Annotated in this window: 19 protein-coding genes and 1 pseudogene; 15 read left to right on the forward strand and 5 right to left on the reverse strand. The window is 51.8% G+C overall.

Going from position 1 to position 18690, the window contains the following annotated elements:
* On the forward strand, positions 1 to 711 hold a 711-nt coding region (gene yqhC / locus ACUU1I_RS05430), incomplete at its 5' end, for a DNA-binding transcriptional regulator YqhC (protein ID WP_449144813.1).
* 39 nt (positions 712 to 750) lie between these two features.
* Here the strand turns inward: yqhC and yghB are convergent.
* Together yghB and metC are read right to left on the reverse strand one after the other, a co-directional pair.
* The gene (gene yghB, locus ACUU1I_RS05435) at positions 751 to 1410 is read right to left on the reverse strand and encodes a DedA family general envelope maintenance protein YghB (protein WP_000268419.1); all 660 of its coding nucleotides are present in this window, start codon (positions 1408 to 1410) and stop codon (positions 751 to 753) included.
* 139 nt (positions 1411 to 1549) lie between these two features.
* Positions 1550 to 2737, reverse strand: a complete 1188-nt coding sequence (gene metC / locus ACUU1I_RS05440; RefSeq protein ID WP_001302355.1) for a cystathionine beta-lyase — start codon at positions 2735 to 2737, stop codon at positions 1550 to 1552.
* 251 nt (positions 2738 to 2988) lie between these two features.
* Here metC and exbB point away from each other — a divergent pair, with 251 nt between their 5' ends.
* A complete protein-coding gene (gene exbB, locus ACUU1I_RS05445) occupies positions 2989 to 3723 on the forward strand; it encodes a tol-pal system-associated acyl-CoA thioesterase (RefSeq protein WP_000527844.1) in 735 nt (244 codons plus the stop codon).
* Between the two features lie 6 nt (positions 3724 to 3729).
* Positions 3730 to 4155, forward strand: coding sequence for a TonB system transport protein ExbD (exbD, locus tag ACUU1I_RS05450; RefSeq protein WP_001240712.1), 426 nt, complete (start codon positions 3730 to 3732; stop codon positions 4153 to 4155).
* Between the two features lie 271 nt (positions 4156 to 4426).
* Here the strand turns inward: exbD and yghA are convergent.
* A pseudogene (gene yghA / locus ACUU1I_RS05455) lies at positions 4427 to 5312 on the reverse strand (NADP(+)-dependent aldehyde reductase).
* A 190-nt stretch (positions 5313 to 5502) separates the two neighbouring features.
* On the opposite strand from yghA, the gene ACUU1I_RS05460 reads away from it, so the two are divergent.
* Complete coding sequence (locus ACUU1I_RS05460; protein WP_005070900.1) at positions 5503 to 5997, forward strand: TIGR00645 family protein; 495 nt, start codon at positions 5503 to 5505, stop codon at positions 5995 to 5997.
* A 39-nt stretch (positions 5998 to 6036) separates the two neighbouring features.
* Here ACUU1I_RS05460 and gpr read toward each other — a convergent pair whose 3' ends face one another.
* Complete coding sequence (gpr, locus tag ACUU1I_RS05465) at positions 6037 to 7077, reverse strand: L-glyceraldehyde 3-phosphate reductase (RefSeq protein ID WP_000262148.1); 1041 nt, start codon at positions 7075 to 7077, stop codon at positions 6037 to 6039.
* Between the two features lie 156 nt (positions 7078 to 7233).
* Between gpr and yghX the strand changes: the two genes are divergently transcribed.
* The 10 genes from yghX to hybG all read left to right on the forward strand — a co-directional run bounded on the left by yghX (position 7234) and on the right by hybG (position 15382).
* The gene (yghX, locus tag ACUU1I_RS05470; protein ID WP_005051897.1) at positions 7234 to 8121 is read left to right on the forward strand and encodes a YghX family hydrolase; all 888 of its coding nucleotides are present in this window, start codon (positions 7234 to 7236) and stop codon (positions 8119 to 8121) included.
* Between the two features lie 118 nt (positions 8122 to 8239).
* Positions 8240 to 8527, forward strand: a complete 288-nt coding sequence (gene yghW, locus ACUU1I_RS05475) for a DUF2623 family protein YghW (RefSeq protein WP_001059136.1) — start codon at positions 8240 to 8242, stop codon at positions 8525 to 8527.
* A gap of 188 nt (positions 8528 to 8715) precedes the next feature.
* Positions 8716 to 9834 (forward strand): hydrogenase 2 small subunit, encoded by a 1119-nt coding sequence (hybO, locus tag ACUU1I_RS05480; protein ID WP_000145413.1) that lies wholly within the window; start codon positions 8716 to 8718, stop codon positions 9832 to 9834.
* Positions 9835 to 9836: 2 nt separating this feature from the next.
* Positions 9837 to 10823 carry a hydrogenase 2 operon protein HybA gene (gene hybA, locus ACUU1I_RS05485; RefSeq protein WP_001081870.1) on the forward strand — a complete coding sequence of 329 codons (987 nt, stop codon included), beginning with the start codon at positions 9837 to 9839 and terminating at the stop codon, positions 10821 to 10823.
* The gene (hybB, locus tag ACUU1I_RS05490) at positions 10813 to 11991 is read left to right on the forward strand and encodes a Ni/Fe-hydrogenase cytochrome b subunit (RefSeq protein ID WP_000017699.1); all 1179 of its coding nucleotides are present in this window, start codon (positions 10813 to 10815) and stop codon (positions 11989 to 11991) included. Before hybA ends, hybB begins: the two co-directional genes overlap by 11 nt.
* Positions 11988 to 13691, forward strand: coding sequence for a hydrogenase 2 large subunit (gene hybC / locus ACUU1I_RS05495; protein WP_000083076.1), 1704 nt, complete (start codon positions 11988 to 11990; stop codon positions 13689 to 13691). The genes hybB and hybC overlap by 4 nt, the downstream gene beginning before the upstream one ends.
* Positions 13691 to 14185: a HyaD/HybD family hydrogenase maturation endopeptidase gene (locus ACUU1I_RS05500; protein WP_001221958.1), complete on the forward strand. Its 495-nt coding sequence runs from the start codon at positions 13691 to 13693 to the stop codon at positions 14183 to 14185. The genes hybC and ACUU1I_RS05500 overlap by 1 nt, the downstream gene beginning before the upstream one ends.
* The gene (gene hybE, locus ACUU1I_RS05505) at positions 14178 to 14666 is read left to right on the forward strand and encodes a hydrogenase-2 assembly chaperone (protein WP_000134012.1); all 489 of its coding nucleotides are present in this window, start codon (positions 14178 to 14180) and stop codon (positions 14664 to 14666) included. The genes ACUU1I_RS05500 and hybE overlap by 8 nt, the downstream gene beginning before the upstream one ends.
* Entirely contained in the window at positions 14659 to 15000 is a 342-nt protein-coding gene (hypA, locus tag ACUU1I_RS05510; protein WP_000544953.1) for a hydrogenase maturation nickel metallochaperone HypA, read from the forward strand. The genes hybE and hypA overlap by 8 nt, the downstream gene beginning before the upstream one ends.
* Before the next feature lie 133 nt (positions 15001 to 15133).
* Entirely contained in the window at positions 15134 to 15382 is a 249-nt protein-coding gene (hybG, locus tag ACUU1I_RS05515) for a hydrogenase maturation factor HybG (protein ID WP_000334896.1), read from the forward strand.
* Positions 15383 to 15504: 122 nt separating this feature from the next.
* Here hybG and yghU read toward each other — a convergent pair whose 3' ends face one another.
* Entirely contained in the window at positions 15505 to 16371 is an 867-nt protein-coding gene (gene yghU / locus ACUU1I_RS05520; RefSeq protein ID WP_005051894.1) for a glutathione-dependent disulfide-bond oxidoreductase, read from the reverse strand.
* Between the two features lie 204 nt (positions 16372 to 16575).
* Between yghU and gss the strand changes: the two genes are divergently transcribed.
* On the forward strand, positions 16576 to 18435 hold the full coding sequence (gene gss / locus ACUU1I_RS05525; protein WP_005070888.1) for a bifunctional glutathionylspermidine amidase/synthase: 1860 nt from the start codon (positions 16576 to 16578) through the stop codon (positions 18433 to 18435).
* Positions 18436 to 18690: the final 255 nt, after the last annotated feature.

Consider the following 18690-nt stretch of genomic DNA (forward strand, 5'->3'; position numbering starts at 1 on the left):
AATGAACGCGTGTTTCGTTATGATGCCAATGAATACCTGCTGCTGACGGTGCCGTTGCCGTTTGAGTGCGAAACCTATGCCACGTCAGAGGTGCCGCTGGCAGGGTTGCGTCTCAATGTCGATATTTTGCAGTTACAGGAACTGTTGATGGACATTGGCGAAGATGAGCATTTCCAGCCGTCGATGGCAGCCAGCGGGATTAACTCCGCCACGTTATCAGAAGAGATTTTATTCGCGGCGGAGCGGTTACTCGACGTGATGGAGCGACCACTGGATGCGCGTATTCTCGGCAAACAGATCATCCGCGAAATTCTGTACTACGTGCTGACCGGACCTTGCGGCGGCGCGTTACTGGCGCTGGTCAGTCGCCAGACTCACTTCAGTCTGATTAGCCGCGTGCTGAAACGAATTGAGAATAAATACACCGAAAACCTGAGCGTCGAGCAACTGGCGGCAGAAGCCAACATGAGCGTATCGGCGTTCCACCATAATTTTAAGTCTGTCACCAGCACCTCGCCGTTGCAGTATTTGAAGAATTACCGTCTGCATAAGGCGCGGATGATGATCATCCATGACGGCATGAAGGCCAGCGCAGCAGCGATGCGCGTCGGCTATGAAAGCGCATCGCAATTTAGCCGTGAGTTTAAACGTTACTTCGGTGTGACGCCGGGGGAAGATGCGGCAAGAATGCGGGCGATGCAGGGGAATTAAATACGTTCCCGGTACAGCAGCCGGGAACGGGGAAAATCGTCAGGCGTTACAGTATTTTTTTTTAATCACCACAAACAGCGTGCCTAACAAGCCAGCGGTTAACAAGGCAATTGGCAGGATCATCAGGAACGTCATTACCTGATCTTCATGGCGTTTAACGAACGGAATCATACTTAAGGCATAGCCAAAACTGGTTACCACGCTGACCCACAGCAATCCACTTAACCAGTTGAAAAACTGGAAGCGGCGGTTTGGCAGACCGGAAATTCCCGCCATGGTTGGCAGCAGCGTACGGACAAATGCAAGAAAACGTCCAGCCAGCAGCGCCAGCAGACCGTGGCGGTCAAACATGCAGGTGGCGCGCTGGTGATATTTAGCAGGAAGCTGTGCCAGCCAGCCTTTCACCGTTTTGGTATTCCCTAACCAGCGCCCCTGAATATAACTTAGCCAGCAGCCCAGACTTGCTGCGGCGGTCAGAATCGCAATCGTAGGCAGAAAATCCATAACCCCTTGGGCAATCAATGCGCCTGCCAGTATCAACAAGCTGTCGCCTGGCAAAAATGAGGCGGGCAGCAGGCCGTTTTCTAAAAACAGCGTGGCAAACATGACAAAGTAAACAACGCTAACAATATGAGGATCCGCCAGCGCGGCAAAGTCGTGTTGCCAGAGCGCAGCGATGATATCTTGAATAACAGCCATGGACTTTCCTGTGGAACAGCGTTTAAGCTTTTATCTGCCTATTGTACTCCTGAATCGTCCGGGACGCCTTGATCCCGGACGCAACAATTTAAGACTTTTCACAATAAAATGTCTGCAAAATTGTCCAAAAGTGGCAATGTTATACAATCCGTGCAAAACCGGCGTCCAGATCGGCAATCAGATCGTCGACATCTTCCAGACCAATATGCAGGCGAATCAAGGTCCCGCTAAAATCGATCTCGCCTTGTGGGCGAATGGCGGCGATATGTTCTGGTTGATTTGCCAGGATCAACGATTCATACCCGCCCCACGAGTAGGCCATGCTGAATAAACTGAAGTTATCCAGATAGTTCGCCAGCTCTTCATCATTGAGTTTTTTCTTAAGCACAAAGGAAAATAGCCCGCTGCTGCCTGTAAAGTCTCGTTTCCAGAATTCGTGTCCTTTACTGCCAGGCAGGGCAGGGTGGTTAACTCGCGCAACTTGCGGATGTTCTGCCAGCCATTCGGCCACTTTCAGACTGCTTTCATGATGTTGACGCAAACGCACACCTAATGTGCGCAGGCCACGGCTGGTTATATAGGCGGTATCGGCATCGACCATCTGGCCCATCAGATAGGCATTTTCCCGTAGCTGCTCCCAGCAACGGGCATTGCACACGGCAGTGCCAATCATCGCATCTGAATGCCCAACCAGATATTTGGTGGCGGCCTGAATAGAAACATCGATGCCAAAATCCAGCGCCTTAAACAGCACACCGGCTGCCCAGGTGTTGTCGATCATAATGATGGCATCCGGCACCACACTGCGCACGGCGGCAACAATCGCCGGAACGTCGTGGACTTCCATAGTGATGGAACCCGGCGATTCCAGAAACACGATTTTAGTGTTTGGCTGCAGATGCTTAACGATATCGGCACCAATCAGCGGATCAAACCACGATGTCGTTACGCCCAGTTTGCTGAGGATTTTGCTACAGAAATCCTGACTCGGTTCATAGGCGGTGTTGGTCATCAACACATGATCGCCCTGTTCGACAAAAGCAAGAATCGAATTAGCAACCGCTGCCGCCCCGCAGGGAAATAGCGCGCAGCCTGCGCCACCTTCCAGTTCACACATCGCTTGTTGTAAGGAAAAATGGGTTAACGTTCCGCGCCGTCCATAGAACAACTCGCCATTGGCGCGATTGCGCGTCGCGTGCTTTTTGGCTTCCATACTCTCAAATACCAGCGAAGAAGCGCGCTGAATCACGCTATTTACCGCGCCAAGAGTGTATTTTTTGCTGCGTCCTGCATTCACCAGTTGAGTATCAAGCTTTTTGTCCGCCATGTCGGGATTCCTGTTTTTATACGTCTGGATGTCTAAACTAGCATGAATATTCGCGGGCGCATCCTGAAGAATTGGCATAAAGCAGAAAATTTTCGCAAATGGCGTGCTGGTGACTTTTTTACTGCGTAAACGCAAGGAAAAGAAAGCAAAGGTACGGCAGTATGCAAATAGTAATGAGAACGACTATCAATTCGACGTCGTTTTGATATTATTATGCGCAGATTTTGTGACTTGCGTCCTGGAGATACACAGTGGGTAATAATTTAATGCAGACGGACCTTTCCGTCTGGGGTATGTATCAGCACGCCGATATTGTCGTTAAGTGCGTGATGATTGGGCTTATTTTGGCCTCCGTAGTCACCTGGGCAATCTTCTTCAGTAAGAGCGTAGAGTTCTTCAATCAGAAGCGTCGCCTTAAGCGCGAGCAGCAACTGCTGGCTGAAGCACGTTCCTTAAACCAGGCCAACGATATCGCCGCTGATTTTGGTAGCAAAAGCTTAAGCCTGCATTTGCTCAATGAAGCGCAGAATGAGCTGGAACTGTCAGAAGGCAGCGACGATAACGAAGGTATTAAAGAACGTACCAGCTTCCGTCTGGAGCGTCGGGTCGCCGCAGTGGGTCGTCAAATGGGCCGCGGTAACGGCTATCTGGCAACCATCGGCGCGATTTCTCCGTTCGTTGGTCTGTTTGGTACGGTCTGGGGCATCATGAACAGCTTTATTGGTATCGCGCAAACGCAGACCACTAACCTGGCAGTCGTTGCGCCGGGTATCGCAGAAGCTCTGTTAGCAACGGCAATCGGCCTCGTGGCAGCGATTCCTGCGGTCGTTATCTATAACGTATTTGCACGCCAGATTGGCGGCTTTAAAGCGATGCTGGGTGATGTTGCAGCGCAGGTATTGTTGCTGCAAAGCCGTGACCTGGATCTGGAAGCCAGCGCCGCTGCGCATCCGGTTCGTGTCGCACAAAAATTACGCGCAGGATAATGTCCGATGGCAATGCATCTTAACGAAAACCTCGACGATAACGGCGAAATGCATGATATCAACGTGACGCCGTTTATCGACGTGATGTTGGTTCTGCTGATTATCTTTATGGTGGCGGCACCGTTAGCGACGGTAGATGTGAAGGTGAACTTGCCTGCTTCTACCAGCACGCCGCAGCCGCGCCCGGAAAAACCGGTTTATCTGTCGGTGAAGGCAGACAACTCGATGTTTATCGGTAACGATCCGGTCACCGATGAAACAATGATTACGGCGTTGAATGCGTTAACCGAAGGCAAGAAAGACACCACCATCTTCTTCCGAGCGGACAAAACCGTCGATTACGAGACGTTGATGAAGGTAATGGATACGCTGCATCAGGCGGGTTACCTGAAGATAGGTCTGGTCGGCGAAGAAACCGCCAAAGCGAAGTAAAGTAGAATTGCCTGATACGCTACGCTCATCAGGCCTACAAAATCTATTGCAACATGTTGAATCTTCGTGCGTTTGTAGGCCGGATAAGGCGTTCACGACGCATCCGGCATTAGGTGCTCAATGCCTGATGCGCTACGCTTATCAGGCCTACAAAATCTATTGCAACATGTTGAATCTTCATGCGTTTGTAGGCGGATAAGGCGTTTTCGCCACATCAGGTAAGAGTGAATTCACAATGATGCCCGGTTGCTTTTCACAACCGGGCATTTTTTTAACCTAAATGCTCGCCGCCGCACACGCCGTGCACTTCTGCGGTGACGTAGCTCGACTCCTGACTTGCCAGATAAACATATACAGGGGCCAGTTCCGCCGGTTGCCCCGCACGCTTCATCGGCGTTTTCTGACCAAACTGCGGGATCTTATCCTGCGTTTGTCCGCCGGAAATTTGCAGTGCCGTCCAGATAGGGCCTGGCGCGACAATATTCACCCGAATACCTTTCTCCGCGACCTGTTTTGCCAGGCCACGGCTGTAGTTCAGAATCGCCGCCTTCGTAGCCGCATAGTCCAGTAAATGCGGACTTGGCTGGTATGCCTGGATTGACGAAGTGGTGATGATACTTGCACCTTTCGGTAGCAGGGGGATCGCTTCCTGGGTTAGCCAGAACAGCGCGAAAACGTTAATGGCAAAGGTCTTTTGAAACTGTTCGCTGGTGAGGTCTGCAATATCCGGAATGGCAACCTGTTTCCCGGCGACCAGCGCCATAATATCCAGCCCGCCTAACGCCTTGTGCGCTTCGTGAACCAGCGAACGGGCGAATTTCTCATCGCTTAAATCGCCTGGCAGCAGAACGGCTTTGCGTCCGCATTCTTCAATGATCTTTTTCACATCCTGAGCGTCTTCTTCTTCCACGGGAAGATAACTGATCGCCACGTCAGCCCCTTCTCGCGCGTAAGCGATGGCGGCAGCGCGACCTATTCCGGAATCGCCCCCTGTCACCAGTGCTTTACGATCTTTCAGGCGAGCGCTACCAACATAGGTTTTCTCGCCGCAATCCGGTATCGGTGTCATCTTCGCCTGGATGCCTGGCGTCGGTTGTTTCTGTTTGGGATATTCACCAGTGTAATACTGCGTGGTCGGGTCATTTTAAATGAGACATCGTTTTTCTCCCTTCAGGTTCAACGTCCTTTAAGGGTAGACGCTCTCGATGCGTTGATAAGGGAACCAGGAAGATCCCTAAACCTCAGAATTATGCGACAAAGGTTTAACGTATATGTTGATTTGCTGTTGCGTGCTGTTTACTCAATTGCGATATACTGTTGCCCGTTTTAACTACACGACAGGAATGTATGGAACGTTTTTTTGAAAATGCAATGTATGCTTCTCGCTGGCTGCTTGCCCCCGTGTACTTTGGCCTTTCGCTGGCGTTAGTTGCCCTGGCGCTGAAGTTCTTCCAGGAGATTATTCACGTACTGCCGAATATCTTCTCGATGGCGGAATCAGATTTGATCCTCGTGTTGCTGTCGCTGGTGGATATGACGCTGGTTGGCGGTTTGCTGGTGATGGTGATGTTTTCCGGTTATGAGAATTTCGTCTCACAGCTGGATATCTCCGAGAACAAAGAGAAGCTGAACTGGCTGGGGAAAATGGACGCAACGTCGCTGAAAAACAAAGTAGCAGCGTCGATTGTGGCAATTTCTTCCATTCACTTACTGCGCGTCTTTATGGATGCGAAAAATGTCCCGGATAACAAACTGATGTGGTACGTCATTATCCATCTGACGTTTGTGCTTTCTGCATTTGTGATGGGCTATCTTGACCGACTGACTCGTCATAATCACTGATCTGATTCGGGCGCGGTTCGCGCGCCCGTTATTAACAGGTCATTTATCGGACGACGCCTGCCACAGATTCAGTTCGCCATCGGCGATATGCTGATCAATCTGCGCCAGCTCCTCGGTGCTAAATGTCAGATTATTCAGCGCCTGCACGTTCTCCTCTAGTTGCTCCGCGCGGCTGGCACCAATCAATACCGACGTCACGCGATCATCTTTCAGCAACCAGCTTAACGCCATTTGCGCCATTGATTGTCCACGCTGCTGTGCCATTTCATTCAATAAGCGCAGGCTGTTGAGGTTGGCTTCGGTAAGCATTTTCGGCGTCAGACCACGAATTTTATTCCCTTCACGATGCATCCGTGAATCTTGCGGAATGCCGTTGAGATATTTTCCGGTCAGCAATCCCTGAGCCAGAGGAGTAAAGGCAATACAGCCCACGCCGTTATTTTGCAGGGTATCCAGCAGGCCGCTTTTATCCACCCAGCGGTTCAGTAAATTGTACGAAGGTTGATGAATTAAAAGCGGAATTTTCCACTCGTGCAGCAACTCGACCATTTTTTGCGTCCGCTCTGGCGAGTAAGAGGAGATCCCGACATACAGCGCCTTACCGCTTTGTACCGCATGAGCCAGCGCAGAGGCGGTTTCTTCCATCGGCGTATTTTCATCGACGCGATGAGAGTAAAAGATATCGACATACTCAAGCCCCATACGCTTCAGGCTTTGGTCGAGGCTGGCGAGCAGGTATTTACGTGAACCGCCAGAGCCGTACGGGCCGGGCCACATATCGTAGCCAGCCTTGGTAGAGATAATCAGTTCATCGCGATAAGCAGCAAAATCCTCGCGCAGCAGGCGACCAAAGTTCTCTTCTGCGCTTCCTGGAGGCGGCCCGTAATTGTTGGCTAAATCAAAGTGCGTAATGCCTAAATCAAACGCTTTACGCAGGATTGCACGCTGTGATTCCAGCGCGTTAACGTGACCGAAATTGTGCCATAAACCGAGCGATAACGCGGGCAGGCGTAAACCACTTTTTCCGCAATAGCGGTACTGCATCTGCCCGTAACGTTCGGGATTCGCTAACCAGACCATGACCTCTCCTTTCCACCGTTCAATTTCGAAACAATGTTTCTAGTTTAGCGATTCGCCAGCGCGTATCCCGTAGTCTGGCTCACAGAGTGACGAAAAACTGGGCAAAAACACGCGCTTATGCTTTGCTTAAAAAAACACCAGTTGAGGAATGCAACGATGCCGCGTTTAACCGCCAAAGATTTCCCACAAGAGTTGTTGGATTACTACGACTATTACGTTCACGGGAAAATTTCGAAACGTGAGTTCCTCAACCTTGCGGCGAAGTATGCGGTGGGCGGGATGACGGCATTAGCGTTGTTTGATTTGCTCAAGCCAAATTATGCGCTGGCGACTCAGGTAGAGTTTACCGACCCGGAGATTGTTGCTGAGTACATCACGTATCCTTCGCCAAATGGTCACGGCGAGGTACGGGGTTATCTGGTGAAACCCGCAAAAATGAGCGGCAAAACGCCAGCCGTGGGGGTGGTGCATGAGAATCGTGGACTGAATCCGTATATCGAAGATGTGGCACGGCGAGTGGCGAAGGCGGGGTATATCGCCCTGGCACCTGACGGATTAAGTTCCGTTGGAGGTTATCCGGGAAATGATGATAAAGGTCGTGAGCTGCAACAGCAGGTTGATCCAACCAAACTGATGAATGATTTCTTTGCCGCAATTGAGTTTATGCAACGCTATCCGCAAGCGACAGGTAAAGTGGGTATTACCGGATTTTGCTATGGCGGTGGCGTATCGAACGCGGCGGCTGTCGCGTATCCGGAACTGGCCTGCGCGGTGCCGTTTTATGGTCGTCAGGCACCCACTGCCGATGTGGCGAAGATTGAAGCGCCTTTACTACTCCACTTCGCGGAACTGGACACCCGAATCAACGAGGGCTGGCCTCCTTACGAGGCGGCGTTGAAAGACAATAATAAGGTTTATGAGGCTTATATCTATCCGGGGGTTAATCACGGATTCCATAATGATTCCACGCCCCGTTATGACAAATCTGCCGCCGATCTTGCCTGGCAAAGGACACTGAAATGGTTCGATAAATATCTCTCCTGATAGGTTTATCTCTTACGGGATTACGTCTTAAACAAGTATGAAAAAATAGCGTGCGCAAAAGTCGTTCTTTGCCTAAAATATCGCTATATATGGCGATATATAACGAATGGGGTGAACGATGAATAACCATTTTGGTAAAGGCTTAATGGCGGGATTAAAAGCAACGCATGCCGACAGTGCGGTTAATGTGACAAAATTCTGTGCCGATTATAAACGCGGTTTTGTATTAGGCTACTCACACCGGATGTACGAAAAGACCGGAGATCGCCAGCTTAGCGCCTGGGAAGCGGGTATTCTGACGCGCCGCTATGGACTGGATAAAGAGATGGTAATGGATTTCTTTCGTGAGAATAATTCCTGTTCTACGTTGCGCTTTTTTATGGCCGGTTATCGCCTCGAAAATTGATCAAACATACGTATTATCTTGCTTTAATTAATTACACTAATGCTTCTTCCCTTCGTTTTAGCGCCCCGCCGCAGTATCATGATATCGATAACCATAATAAATGTGTGGTAAATGGCGCATCGATCGCATTATTGATTTTGCGATTGAGGCAAAATATATGCCAGGTCCTCGCAACGGAATAACTATAAATGACTGGAGATAACACCCTCATCCATTCTCACGGCATTAACCGTCGTGATTTCATGAAGCTTTGTGCAGCATTAGCCGCCACCATGGGGTTAAGTAGCAAAGCCGCTGCAGAGATGGCCGAATCGGTTACTAACCCGCAGCGTCCGCCAGTTATCTGGATTGGCGCGCAGGAGTGCACCGGTTGTACGGAATCTCTGCTTCGTGCAACGCATCCAACGGTAGAAAACCTCGTGCTGGAGACTATCTCTCTGGAATATCACGAAGTGCTTTCCGCCGCCTTCGGTCATCAGGTCGAAGAGAACAAACATAACGCTCTCGAGAAGTACAAAGGGCAGTATGTGTTAGTGGTGGATGGTTCCATCCCATTAAAAGATAACGGTATTTATTGCATGGTTGCCGGTGAGCCGATTGTGGATCACATCCGCAAAGCGGCGGAAGGCGCAGCAGCCATTATCGCTATTGGTTCCTGCTCCGCGTGGGGCGGTGTTGCCGCAGCTGGAGTTAACCCAACTGGCGCAGTCAGCTTGCAAGAAGTTCTGCCAGGCAAAACCGTTATCAATATTCCGGGCTGCCCGCCGAACCCGCACAACTTCCTCGCGACCGTTGCGCACATCATCACTTACGGCAAACCGCCGAAACTGGATGACAAAAACCGTCCGACCTTCGCCTATGGCCGTCTGATTCACGAACACTGCGAACGTCGCCCGCACTTCGATGCTGGTCGTTTTGCCAAAGAGTTCGGTGATGAAGGCCACCGCGAAGGCTGGTGCCTGTACCACCTCGGCTGTAAAGGGCCAGAAACTTACGGCAACTGCTCAACGCTGCAATTCTGCGATGTTGGCGGTGTGTGGCCGGTGGCGATTGGTCACCCGTGCTATGGCTGTAACGAAAAAGGTATCGGCTTCCATAAAGGCATCCATCAGCTTGCCAACGTCGAAAATCAGACTCCGCGTTCACAGAAACCGGATGTTAACGCTAAAGAGGGCGGCAACGTCTCTGCAGGCGCTATTGGTTTGCTCGGCGGTGTGGTTGGGCTGGTTGCCGGTGTCAGCGTGATGGCGGTGCGTGAACTGGGTCGTCAGCAAAAGAAAGATAACGCTGACTCACGGGGAGAATAACCGTGAACAGACGTAATTTTATTAAAGCAGCCTCCTGCGGGGCATTGCTGACGGGCGCGCTGCCGTCTGTCAGTCATGCGGCTGCTGAAAACCGCCCGCCAATTCCGGGATCGCTGGGGATGTTGTACGACTCGACCTTGTGCGTAGGCTGCCAGGCTTGCGTCACCAAGTGTCAGGATATCAACTTCCCTGAACGTAACCCGCAAGGGGAACAGACCTGGTCGAACAACGACAAACTGTCGCCGTATACCAATAACATCATTCAGGTGTGGACCAGCGGCACAGGGGTCAACAAAGACCAGGAGGAGAACGGCTACGCGTACATTAAGAAACAGTGTATGCACTGCGTCGATCCGAACTGTGTCTCTGTGTGCCCGGTCTCTGCACTGAAAAAAGATCCGAAAACCGGCATTGTCCATTACGACAAAGACGTGTGCACCGGTTGCCGTTACTGCATGGTCGCCTGTCCGTACAACGTGCCGAAGTACGACTACAACAACCCGTTTGGTGCGCTGCATAAGTGCGAGCTGTGCAACCAGAAAGGTGTGGAACGTCTCGATAAAGGCGGTCTGCCTGGCTGCGTAGAAGTGTGCCCGGCGGGCGCGGTGATTTTCGGTACGCGTGAAGAGCTGATGGCGGAGGCGAAAAAACGTCTGGCGCTGAAGCCTGGCAGCGAATACCACTATCCGCGTCAGACGCTGAAATCTGGCGACACTTACCTGCATACGGTGCCGAAATATTATCCGCATCTGTACGGCGAGAAAGAGGGCGGCGGTACTCAGGTTCTGGTACTGACGGGTGTGCCTTATGAAAATCTCGACCTGCCGAAACTGGACGATCTTTCTACCGGTGCGCGTTCCGAAAATATTCAACACACCCTGTATAAAGGCATGATGCTACCACTGGCTGTGCTGGCGGGCTTAACCGTGCTGGTTCGTCGCAACACCAAAAACGACCATCACGACGGAGGAGACGATCATGAGTCATGATCCACAACCGCTGGGTGGCAAAATCATCAGTAAACCGGTCATGATTTTTGGACCGTTAATCGTCATCTGTATGCTCCTGATTGTGAAGCGTCTGGTGTTCGGTCTGGGCTCTGTCTCTGACCTGAACGGCGGCTTCCCGTGGGGCGTGTGGATCGCGTTTGACCTGCTGATTGGCACCGGCTTTGCCTGTGGCGGCTGGGCGCTGGCGTGGGCGGTATACGTCTTTAACCGTGGGCAATACCATCCGCTGGTGCGTCCGGCGCTGTTGGCGAGTCTGTTTGGTTACTCACTGGGTGGCTTGTCGATCACTATCGACGTGGGTCGCTACTGGAACCTGCCGTACTTCTACATTCCGGGTCACTTCAACGTGAACTCGGTACTGTTCGAGACGGCGGTCTGTATGACCATCTACATCGGCGTGATGGCTCTGGAGTTTGCTCCGGCACTGTTTGAACGTCTGGGCTGGAAGGTGTCGCTACAACGTCTGAACAAGGTGATGTTCTTCATCATCGCGCTCGGTGCGCTGCTGCCGACCATGCACCAGTCTTCAATGGGGTCGCTGATGATCTCGGCGGGCTACAAGGTGCATCCGCTCTGGCAGAGCTATGAAATGTTGCCGCTGTTCTCGCTGCTGACGGCGTTCATCATGGGCTTCTCGATTGTCATCTTTGAAGGTTCACTGGTGCAGGCGGGTCTGCGTGGCAACGGTCCGGATGAAAAGAGCCTGTTCGTCAAGCTGACCAACACCATCAGTGTGTTGCTGGCGATTTTCATCGGGCTGCGCTTTGGCGAGCTTATCTATCGCGACAAGCTGTCGTTAGCGTTTGCCGGTGACTTCTACTCCGTGATGTTCTGGATTGAAGTCCTGCTGATGCTCTTCCCGCTGGTCGTTCTGCGTGTGGCGAAGCTGCGTAATGATTCCCGCATGCTGTTCCTGTCAGCACTGAGCGCACTGTTAGGTTGTGCAACCTGGCGTCTGACCTATTCGTTGGTGGCATTCAACCCGGGCGGCGGTTACGCCTACTTCCCGACCTGGGAAGAACTGTTGATTTCTATTGGTTTTGTGGCTATTGAGATTTGCGCTTACATCGTACTCATTCGTCTACTGCCGATACTTCCTCCTTTAAAACAAAACGATCATAATCGTCATGAGGCGAGCAAAGCATGAGCCAGAGAATTACTATTGATCCGGTAACCCGTATTGAGGGGCATTTACGCATCGATTGCGAAATCGAAAATGGCGTCGTTTCGAAAGCATGGGCTTCCGGTACCATGTGGCGCGGCATGGAAGAGATCGTGAAAAACCGCGATCCGCGCGATGCATGGATGATTGTGCAACGTATCTGTGGCGTATGTACTACCACTCACGCGCTGTCTTCCGTTCGTGCGGCAGAAAGTGCGCTGAATATCGACGTTCCGGTTAACGCGCAATACATCCGTAACATCATTCTGGCTGCGCACACCACGCATGACCATATCGTTCATTTCTATCAGCTTTCGGCGCTGGACTGGGTGGACATCACTTCTGCACTGCAAGCTGACCCAACCAAAGCCTCCGAAATGCTGAAAGGCGTTTCGACCTGGCATCTGAACAGTCCGGAAGAGTTCACTAAAGTTCAGAACAAGATCAAAGATCTGGTTGCCAGCGGTCAGTTGGGTATTTTCGCCAATGGCTACTGGGGTCACCCGGCGATGAAACTGCCGCCGGAAGTGAACCTGATTGCGGTAGCGCACTACCTGCAGGCGCTGGAGTGCCAGCGTGACGCTAACCGCGTCGTGGCGCTGCTGGGCGGTAAAACGCCGCACATTCAGAACCTGGCAGTGAGTGGTGTCGCGAACCCAATCAACCTCGACGGGTTGGGCGTGTTGAACCTTGAGCGCCTGATGTACATCAAGTCTTTCATCGACAAACTGAGCGACTTTGTTGAGCAGGTTTATAAGGTTGATACCGCGGTTATCGCCGCGTTCTACCCGGAATGGCTGACGCGCGGTAAAGGTGCGGTGAACTACCTGAGCGTGCCGGAATTCCCGACCGACAGCAAAAACGGCAGCTTCCTGTTCCCGGGCGGCTACATTGAGAATGCGGATCTGTCCTCGTATCGTCCGATCACTTCTCATTCCGATGAATACCTGATCAAAGGCATTCAGGAAAGCGCGAAGCACTCCTGGTATAAAGACGAAGCGCCACAGGCGCCGTGGGAAGGTACCACCATTCCGGCTTATGATGGTTGGTCTGACGACGGGAAATATTCCTGGGTGAAATCACCGACTTTCTACGGCAAAACGGTAGAAGTGGGTCCGCTGGCTAATATGCTGGTGAAACTGGCGGCAGGTCGCGAATCTACCCAGAACAAACTGAATGAAATCGTTGCGATTTATCAGAAACTGACTGGCAACACGCTGGAAGTGGCACAGCTGCACTCCACGCTGGGCCGTATTATTGGTCGTACCGTTCACTGCTGTGAATTGCAGGATATCCTGCAAAACCAATACAGTGCACTGATCACCAATATCGGCAAAGGCGATCACACCACCTTTGTGAAGCCGAACATTCCGGCAACGGGTGAGTTCAAAGGTGTTGGCTTCCTCGAAGCGCCGCGCGGTATGCTCTCTCACTGGATGGTTATTAAAGACGGTATCATCAGCAACTACCAGGCGGTTGTTCCATCAACCTGGAACTCTGGTCCGCGTAACTTCAATGATGACGTCGGTCCTTACGAGCAGTCGCTGGTGGGTACACCGGTTGCCGATCCGAATAAACCGCTGGAAGTGGTGCGTACCATTCACTCCTTCGACCCGTGCATGGCCTGTGCGGTACACGTAGTGGATGCCGACGGCAACGAAGTGGTTTCAGTGAAGGTTCTGTAATGCGTATTTTAGTCTTAGGGGTCGGCAATATTTTGCTGACCGATGAAGCCATCGGCGTGCGGATTGTCGAAGCGTTAGAGCAACGATACATTCTGCCGGATTATGTTGAGATCCTCGATGGCGGCACGGCGGGAATGGAGCTGCTTAGCGACATGGCAAATCGCGATCATCTGATTATTGCGGATGCCATTGTGTCGAAAAAGAACACGCCGGGAACGATGATGATCCTGCGGGATGAAGAAGTTCCGGCGTTGTTTACCAACAAAATCTCTCCGCATCAGCTTGGCCTGGCCGACGTATTGTCGGCCCTGCGCTTCACCGGTGAGTTTCCGAAAAAGCTGACCCTGGTCGGCGTGATCCCGGAATCGCTGGAGCCACACATCGGCTTAACGCCGACGGTTGAAGCAATGATTGAACCTGCGCTTGAGCTGGTTCTGGCTGCGCTGCGCGAATCAGGCGTGGAAGCCATCCCACGGGAGGCGATTCATGACTGAAGAGATAGCAGGTTTCCAGACCTCCCCGAAGGCGCAAGTACAGGCAGCGTTTGAAGAAATTGCCCGGCGTTCGATGCACGATCTCTCTTTTCTGCATCCTTCAATGCCGGTGTATGTTTCTGATTTTACGCTGTTCGAAGGTCAGTGGACGGGGTGTGTGATCACCCCGTGGATGCTGAGTGCAGTTATCTTCCCCGGCCCGGATCAACTCTGGCCGCTGCGCAAAGTGAGTGAAAAAATTGGTCTGCAACTGCCGTATGGCACCATGACCTTTACCGTTGGCGAACTGGACGGTGTTTCGCAATACCTCTCCTGTTCGCTGATGTCGCCGCTTTCGCACAGCATGTCGATTGAAGAAGGCCAACGCCTGACGGATGACTGCGCACGAATGATCCTTTCGTTGCCAGTCACCAATCCGGATGTACCACACGCAGGGCGTCGCGCCCTGCTGTTTGGCCGCAGGAGGGGCGAAAATGCATGAGTTGTCGCTTTGCCAGAGCGCCGTTGAAATTATCCAACGGCAGGCGGAGCAGCACGATGTTAAGCGCGTCACCGCCGTGTGGCTGGAAATTGGCGCGCTCTCCTGCGTTGAGGAGAGCGCCGTCCGTTTTAGTTTTGAAATTGTCTGCCACGGAACGGTGGCGCAAGGGTGCGATTTACATATCGTCTATAAACCCGCCCAGGCCTGGTGCTGGGATTGCAGCCAGGTGGTGGAGATTCATCAGCACGATGCGCAGTGTCCGCTCTGTCACGGCGAGCGGTTGCGTGTCGATACCGGCGATTCGCTGATCGTCAAAAGTATTGAAGTTGAATAAGACTGAGGACAACGCCTAAAAAGCGCACGGACGGGCCCCTCGCCCCTCCGGGGAGAGGGTTAGGGTGAGAGGGAACACCCGCTAAAGGTTCTTTTTCGTGTTTGTCCGGCAATCGAAATAACCGGAGTTAACAATGTGTATTGGCGTTCCAGGCCAGGTGCTGGCTGTCGGTGAAGATATTCACCAGCTTGCGCAGGTTGAAGTATGTGGTATCAAGCGCGACGTGAATATCGCCCTGATTTGCGAAGGTAACCCTGCCGATCTGCTGGGCCAGTGGGTGCTGGTACACGTCGGATTTGCCATGAGCATCATCGACGAAGATGAAGCCAAAGCCACATTAGACGCACTGCGCCAAATGGATTACGACATTACCAGCGCGTGATGATTAGCTTTTGTAGGCCTGATAAGACGCGGCATCGTCGCATCAGGCATTGTGCACGATTGCCGGATGCGGCGTGAACGCCTTATCCGGCCTGGATGGCTTGCTGCGACGAACACCAACCCTTACCCCTGACGCTTATCTTCTGTATTTGTCTCAAAATCACTGGCGTCATGGCGCTCATGCAACTGCTCGTTCAGCGGCCCGTTGGTGCGGTTAACAATACGCCCACGTTTCACTGCCGGACGTTCGCCCACTTCTTTCGCCCAGCGTTGCACATGTTTATAACTTCCCGCATCCAGAAACTCTGCGGCATCATACACGCCGCCGAGCACCACGTTGCCAAACCACGGCCAAATCGCCATATCCGCAATGGTGTACTCATCGCCCGCAACAAACTTATGCTGCGCCAGTTGCTTATCCAGCACGTCGAGCAGGCGCTTGGCTTCCATGGTAAAGCGGTTGATGGCGTACTCAATTTTCACCGGCGCGTAATGGTAAAAGTGACCAAAACCACCGCCGAGGAACGGCGCGGCACCCTGTAACCAGAACAGCCAGTTCAACGTTTCAGTCCGTTTTGCCAGATCCTGCGGCAGGAAGTAGCCAAATTTCTCCGCCAGATAAAGCAGGATCGAACCAGATTCAAACACGCGGATCGGCGGATTATGCGTATGATCGCGCAGCGCCGGGATCTTCGAGTTTGGGTTCACTTCGACAAAGCCGCTGGAGAATTGATCGCCATCGCCAATACGAATCAGCCAGGCGTCGTACTCTGCACCAGTAACGCCCAGCGCCAGTAGCTCCTCAAGCATAATCGTTACTTTCTGACCGTTCGGCGTTCCCAGCGAATAAAGTTGCAATGGATGTTTGCCAACGGGCAGCGTTTTTTCATGCGTCGGACCAGAAAACGGGCGATTGATATTGGCGAACGCGCCGCCAGCGGATTTATCCCACGTCCAGACTTTCGCGGGCTGATAAGTATTGTCTGTCATAGTGAGTTGCCTTCTGAGTGGTAGTGTTGAAGCAGTGTAGCAGGTCACTTGCTGTACAGAATGTGAATTTTTTAACCCTTTGCGCCAGCCGCTGCGATGAGGTGTATGATTAGTCTGACCTCTGTCCGGTTAATGTCGCTGAGCAGGTAATCAGAGCACAACAATTACGCCAACTGCTTAGGTTGTATTGTTAAAGGTAAAGTGATGAGCAAAGGAACGACCAGCCAGGATGCCCCGTTCGGGACATTATTGGGCTACGCCCCAGGCGGGGTAGCAATCTACTCTTCAGATTACAGTTCTCTCGATCCGCAGGAATACGAAGATGACGCCGTATTCCGTAGCTATATCGACGACGAATATATGGGCCACAAGTGGCAATGCGTTGAATTTGCTCGCCGTTTTCTCTTTCTGAATTACGGTGTGGTCTTTACTGACGTGGGTATGGCGTGGGAGATTTTCTCGCTGCGCTTCCTGCGAGAAGTGGTTAATGACAACATCCTGCCATTGCAGGCATTTCCTAACGGCTCGCCGCGTGCGCCGGTCGCGGGTGCGCTTCTTATCTGGGATAAAGGCGGTGAATTTAAAGACACTGGCCATGTCGCCATCATTACCCAATTGCATGGCAACAAAGTCCGTATTGCGGAACAGAACGTGATTCATTCCCCGTTGCCGCAAGGGCAACAGTGGACGCGCGAGCTGGAGATGGTGGTCGAAAACGGCTGCTATACCCTTAAAGACACTTTTGATGACACCACCATTCTGGGCTGGATGATCCAGACGGAAGATACTGAATACAGCTTACCGCAGCCGGAAATTGCAGGCGAGCTGCTGAAAATCAGTGGAGCGCGTCTGGAAAACAAAGGCCAGTTTGACGGTAAATGGCTGGATGAAAAAGATCCGCTACAAAACGCCTATGTGCAGGCCAACGGTCAGGTGATCAATCAGGATCCGTATCATTACTACACCATTACCGAGAGTGCCGAGCAGGAGCTAATTAAAGCCACCAACGAGCTGCATCTGATGTATCTTCACGCAACCGACAAGGTGCTGAAAGATGACAACCTGCTGGCGCTGTTCGACATTCCGAAAATCCTCTGGCCACGTTTGCGTCTCTCCTGGCAGCGTCGCCGTCACCATATGATCACTGGTCGTATGGATTTCTGCATGGATGAGCGTGGCCTGAAGGTTTACGAATACAACGCCGACTCCGCCTCCTGTCATACCGAAGCGGGCTTGATCCTCGAACGTTGGGCGGAGCAGGGCTATAAAGGCAACGGCTTCAATCCGGCGGAAGGGCTGATTAACGAACTGGCTGGTGCCTGGAAACACAGTCGTGCACGTCCGTTTGTCCATATCATGCAGGACAAAGATATCGAGGAAAACTATCACGCGCAGTTTATGGAGCAGGCGCTGCACCAGGCGGGCTTTGAAACGCGTATCTTGCGCGGGCTGGATGAACTGGGCTGGGATGCTGCCGGGCAACTGATTGATGGGGAAGGGCGACTGGTTAACTGCGTGTGGAAAACCTGGGCGTGGGAAACCGCGTTTGATCAGATTCGTGAAGTTAGCGACCGTGAGTTTGCTGCGGTGCCAATCCGTACCGGTCATCCGCAAAACGAAGTGCGTCTTATCGACGTATTGCTGCGCCCGGAAGTGCTGGTCTTTGAGCCGCTGTGGACGGTGATCCCCGGCAACAAAGCGATTCTGCCGATCCTCTGGTCGCTGTTCCCGCACCATCGTTACCTGCTGGATACCGATTTCACTGTTAATGATGAATTGGTGAAAACAGGTTACGCAGTGAAACCGATCGCCGGTCGCTGTGGTAGCAATATCGACCTGGTCGGCCATCATGAAGAGGTGCTGGACAAAACCAGCGGTAAATTTGCCGAGCAGAAAAACATCTATCAGCAACTGTGGTGTTTGCCGAAAGTGGACGGTAAATACATTCAGGTATGTACCTTCACCGTTGGCGGCAACTACGGTGGGACGTGTTTGCGCGGTGATGAATCACTGGTCATCAAAAAAGAGAGTGATATTGAACCGTTAATTGTGGTGAAAAAGTAATACATGTTGTAGCAACCCCGTACTGATTATGAAGAATAATTAGTACGGGGATTAATCAAAATATTCAATATTTATATATTCAAATATTTATTCATTTCATATGTGAATATATTAACCAGTGGAATACCTGTGTTTTGATTATTTCTAAAGGTTTTGAATGAATGCTTATTGTCTAATACACAAGAAATAACACTCTTTTTATCGTTAAAAAATGATATTTCACTTTGCCCATGCCGTTAAAGTCACTGATAATGC

The sequence above is a fragment of the Shigella sp. SIG3 genome (assembly GCF_053555855.1).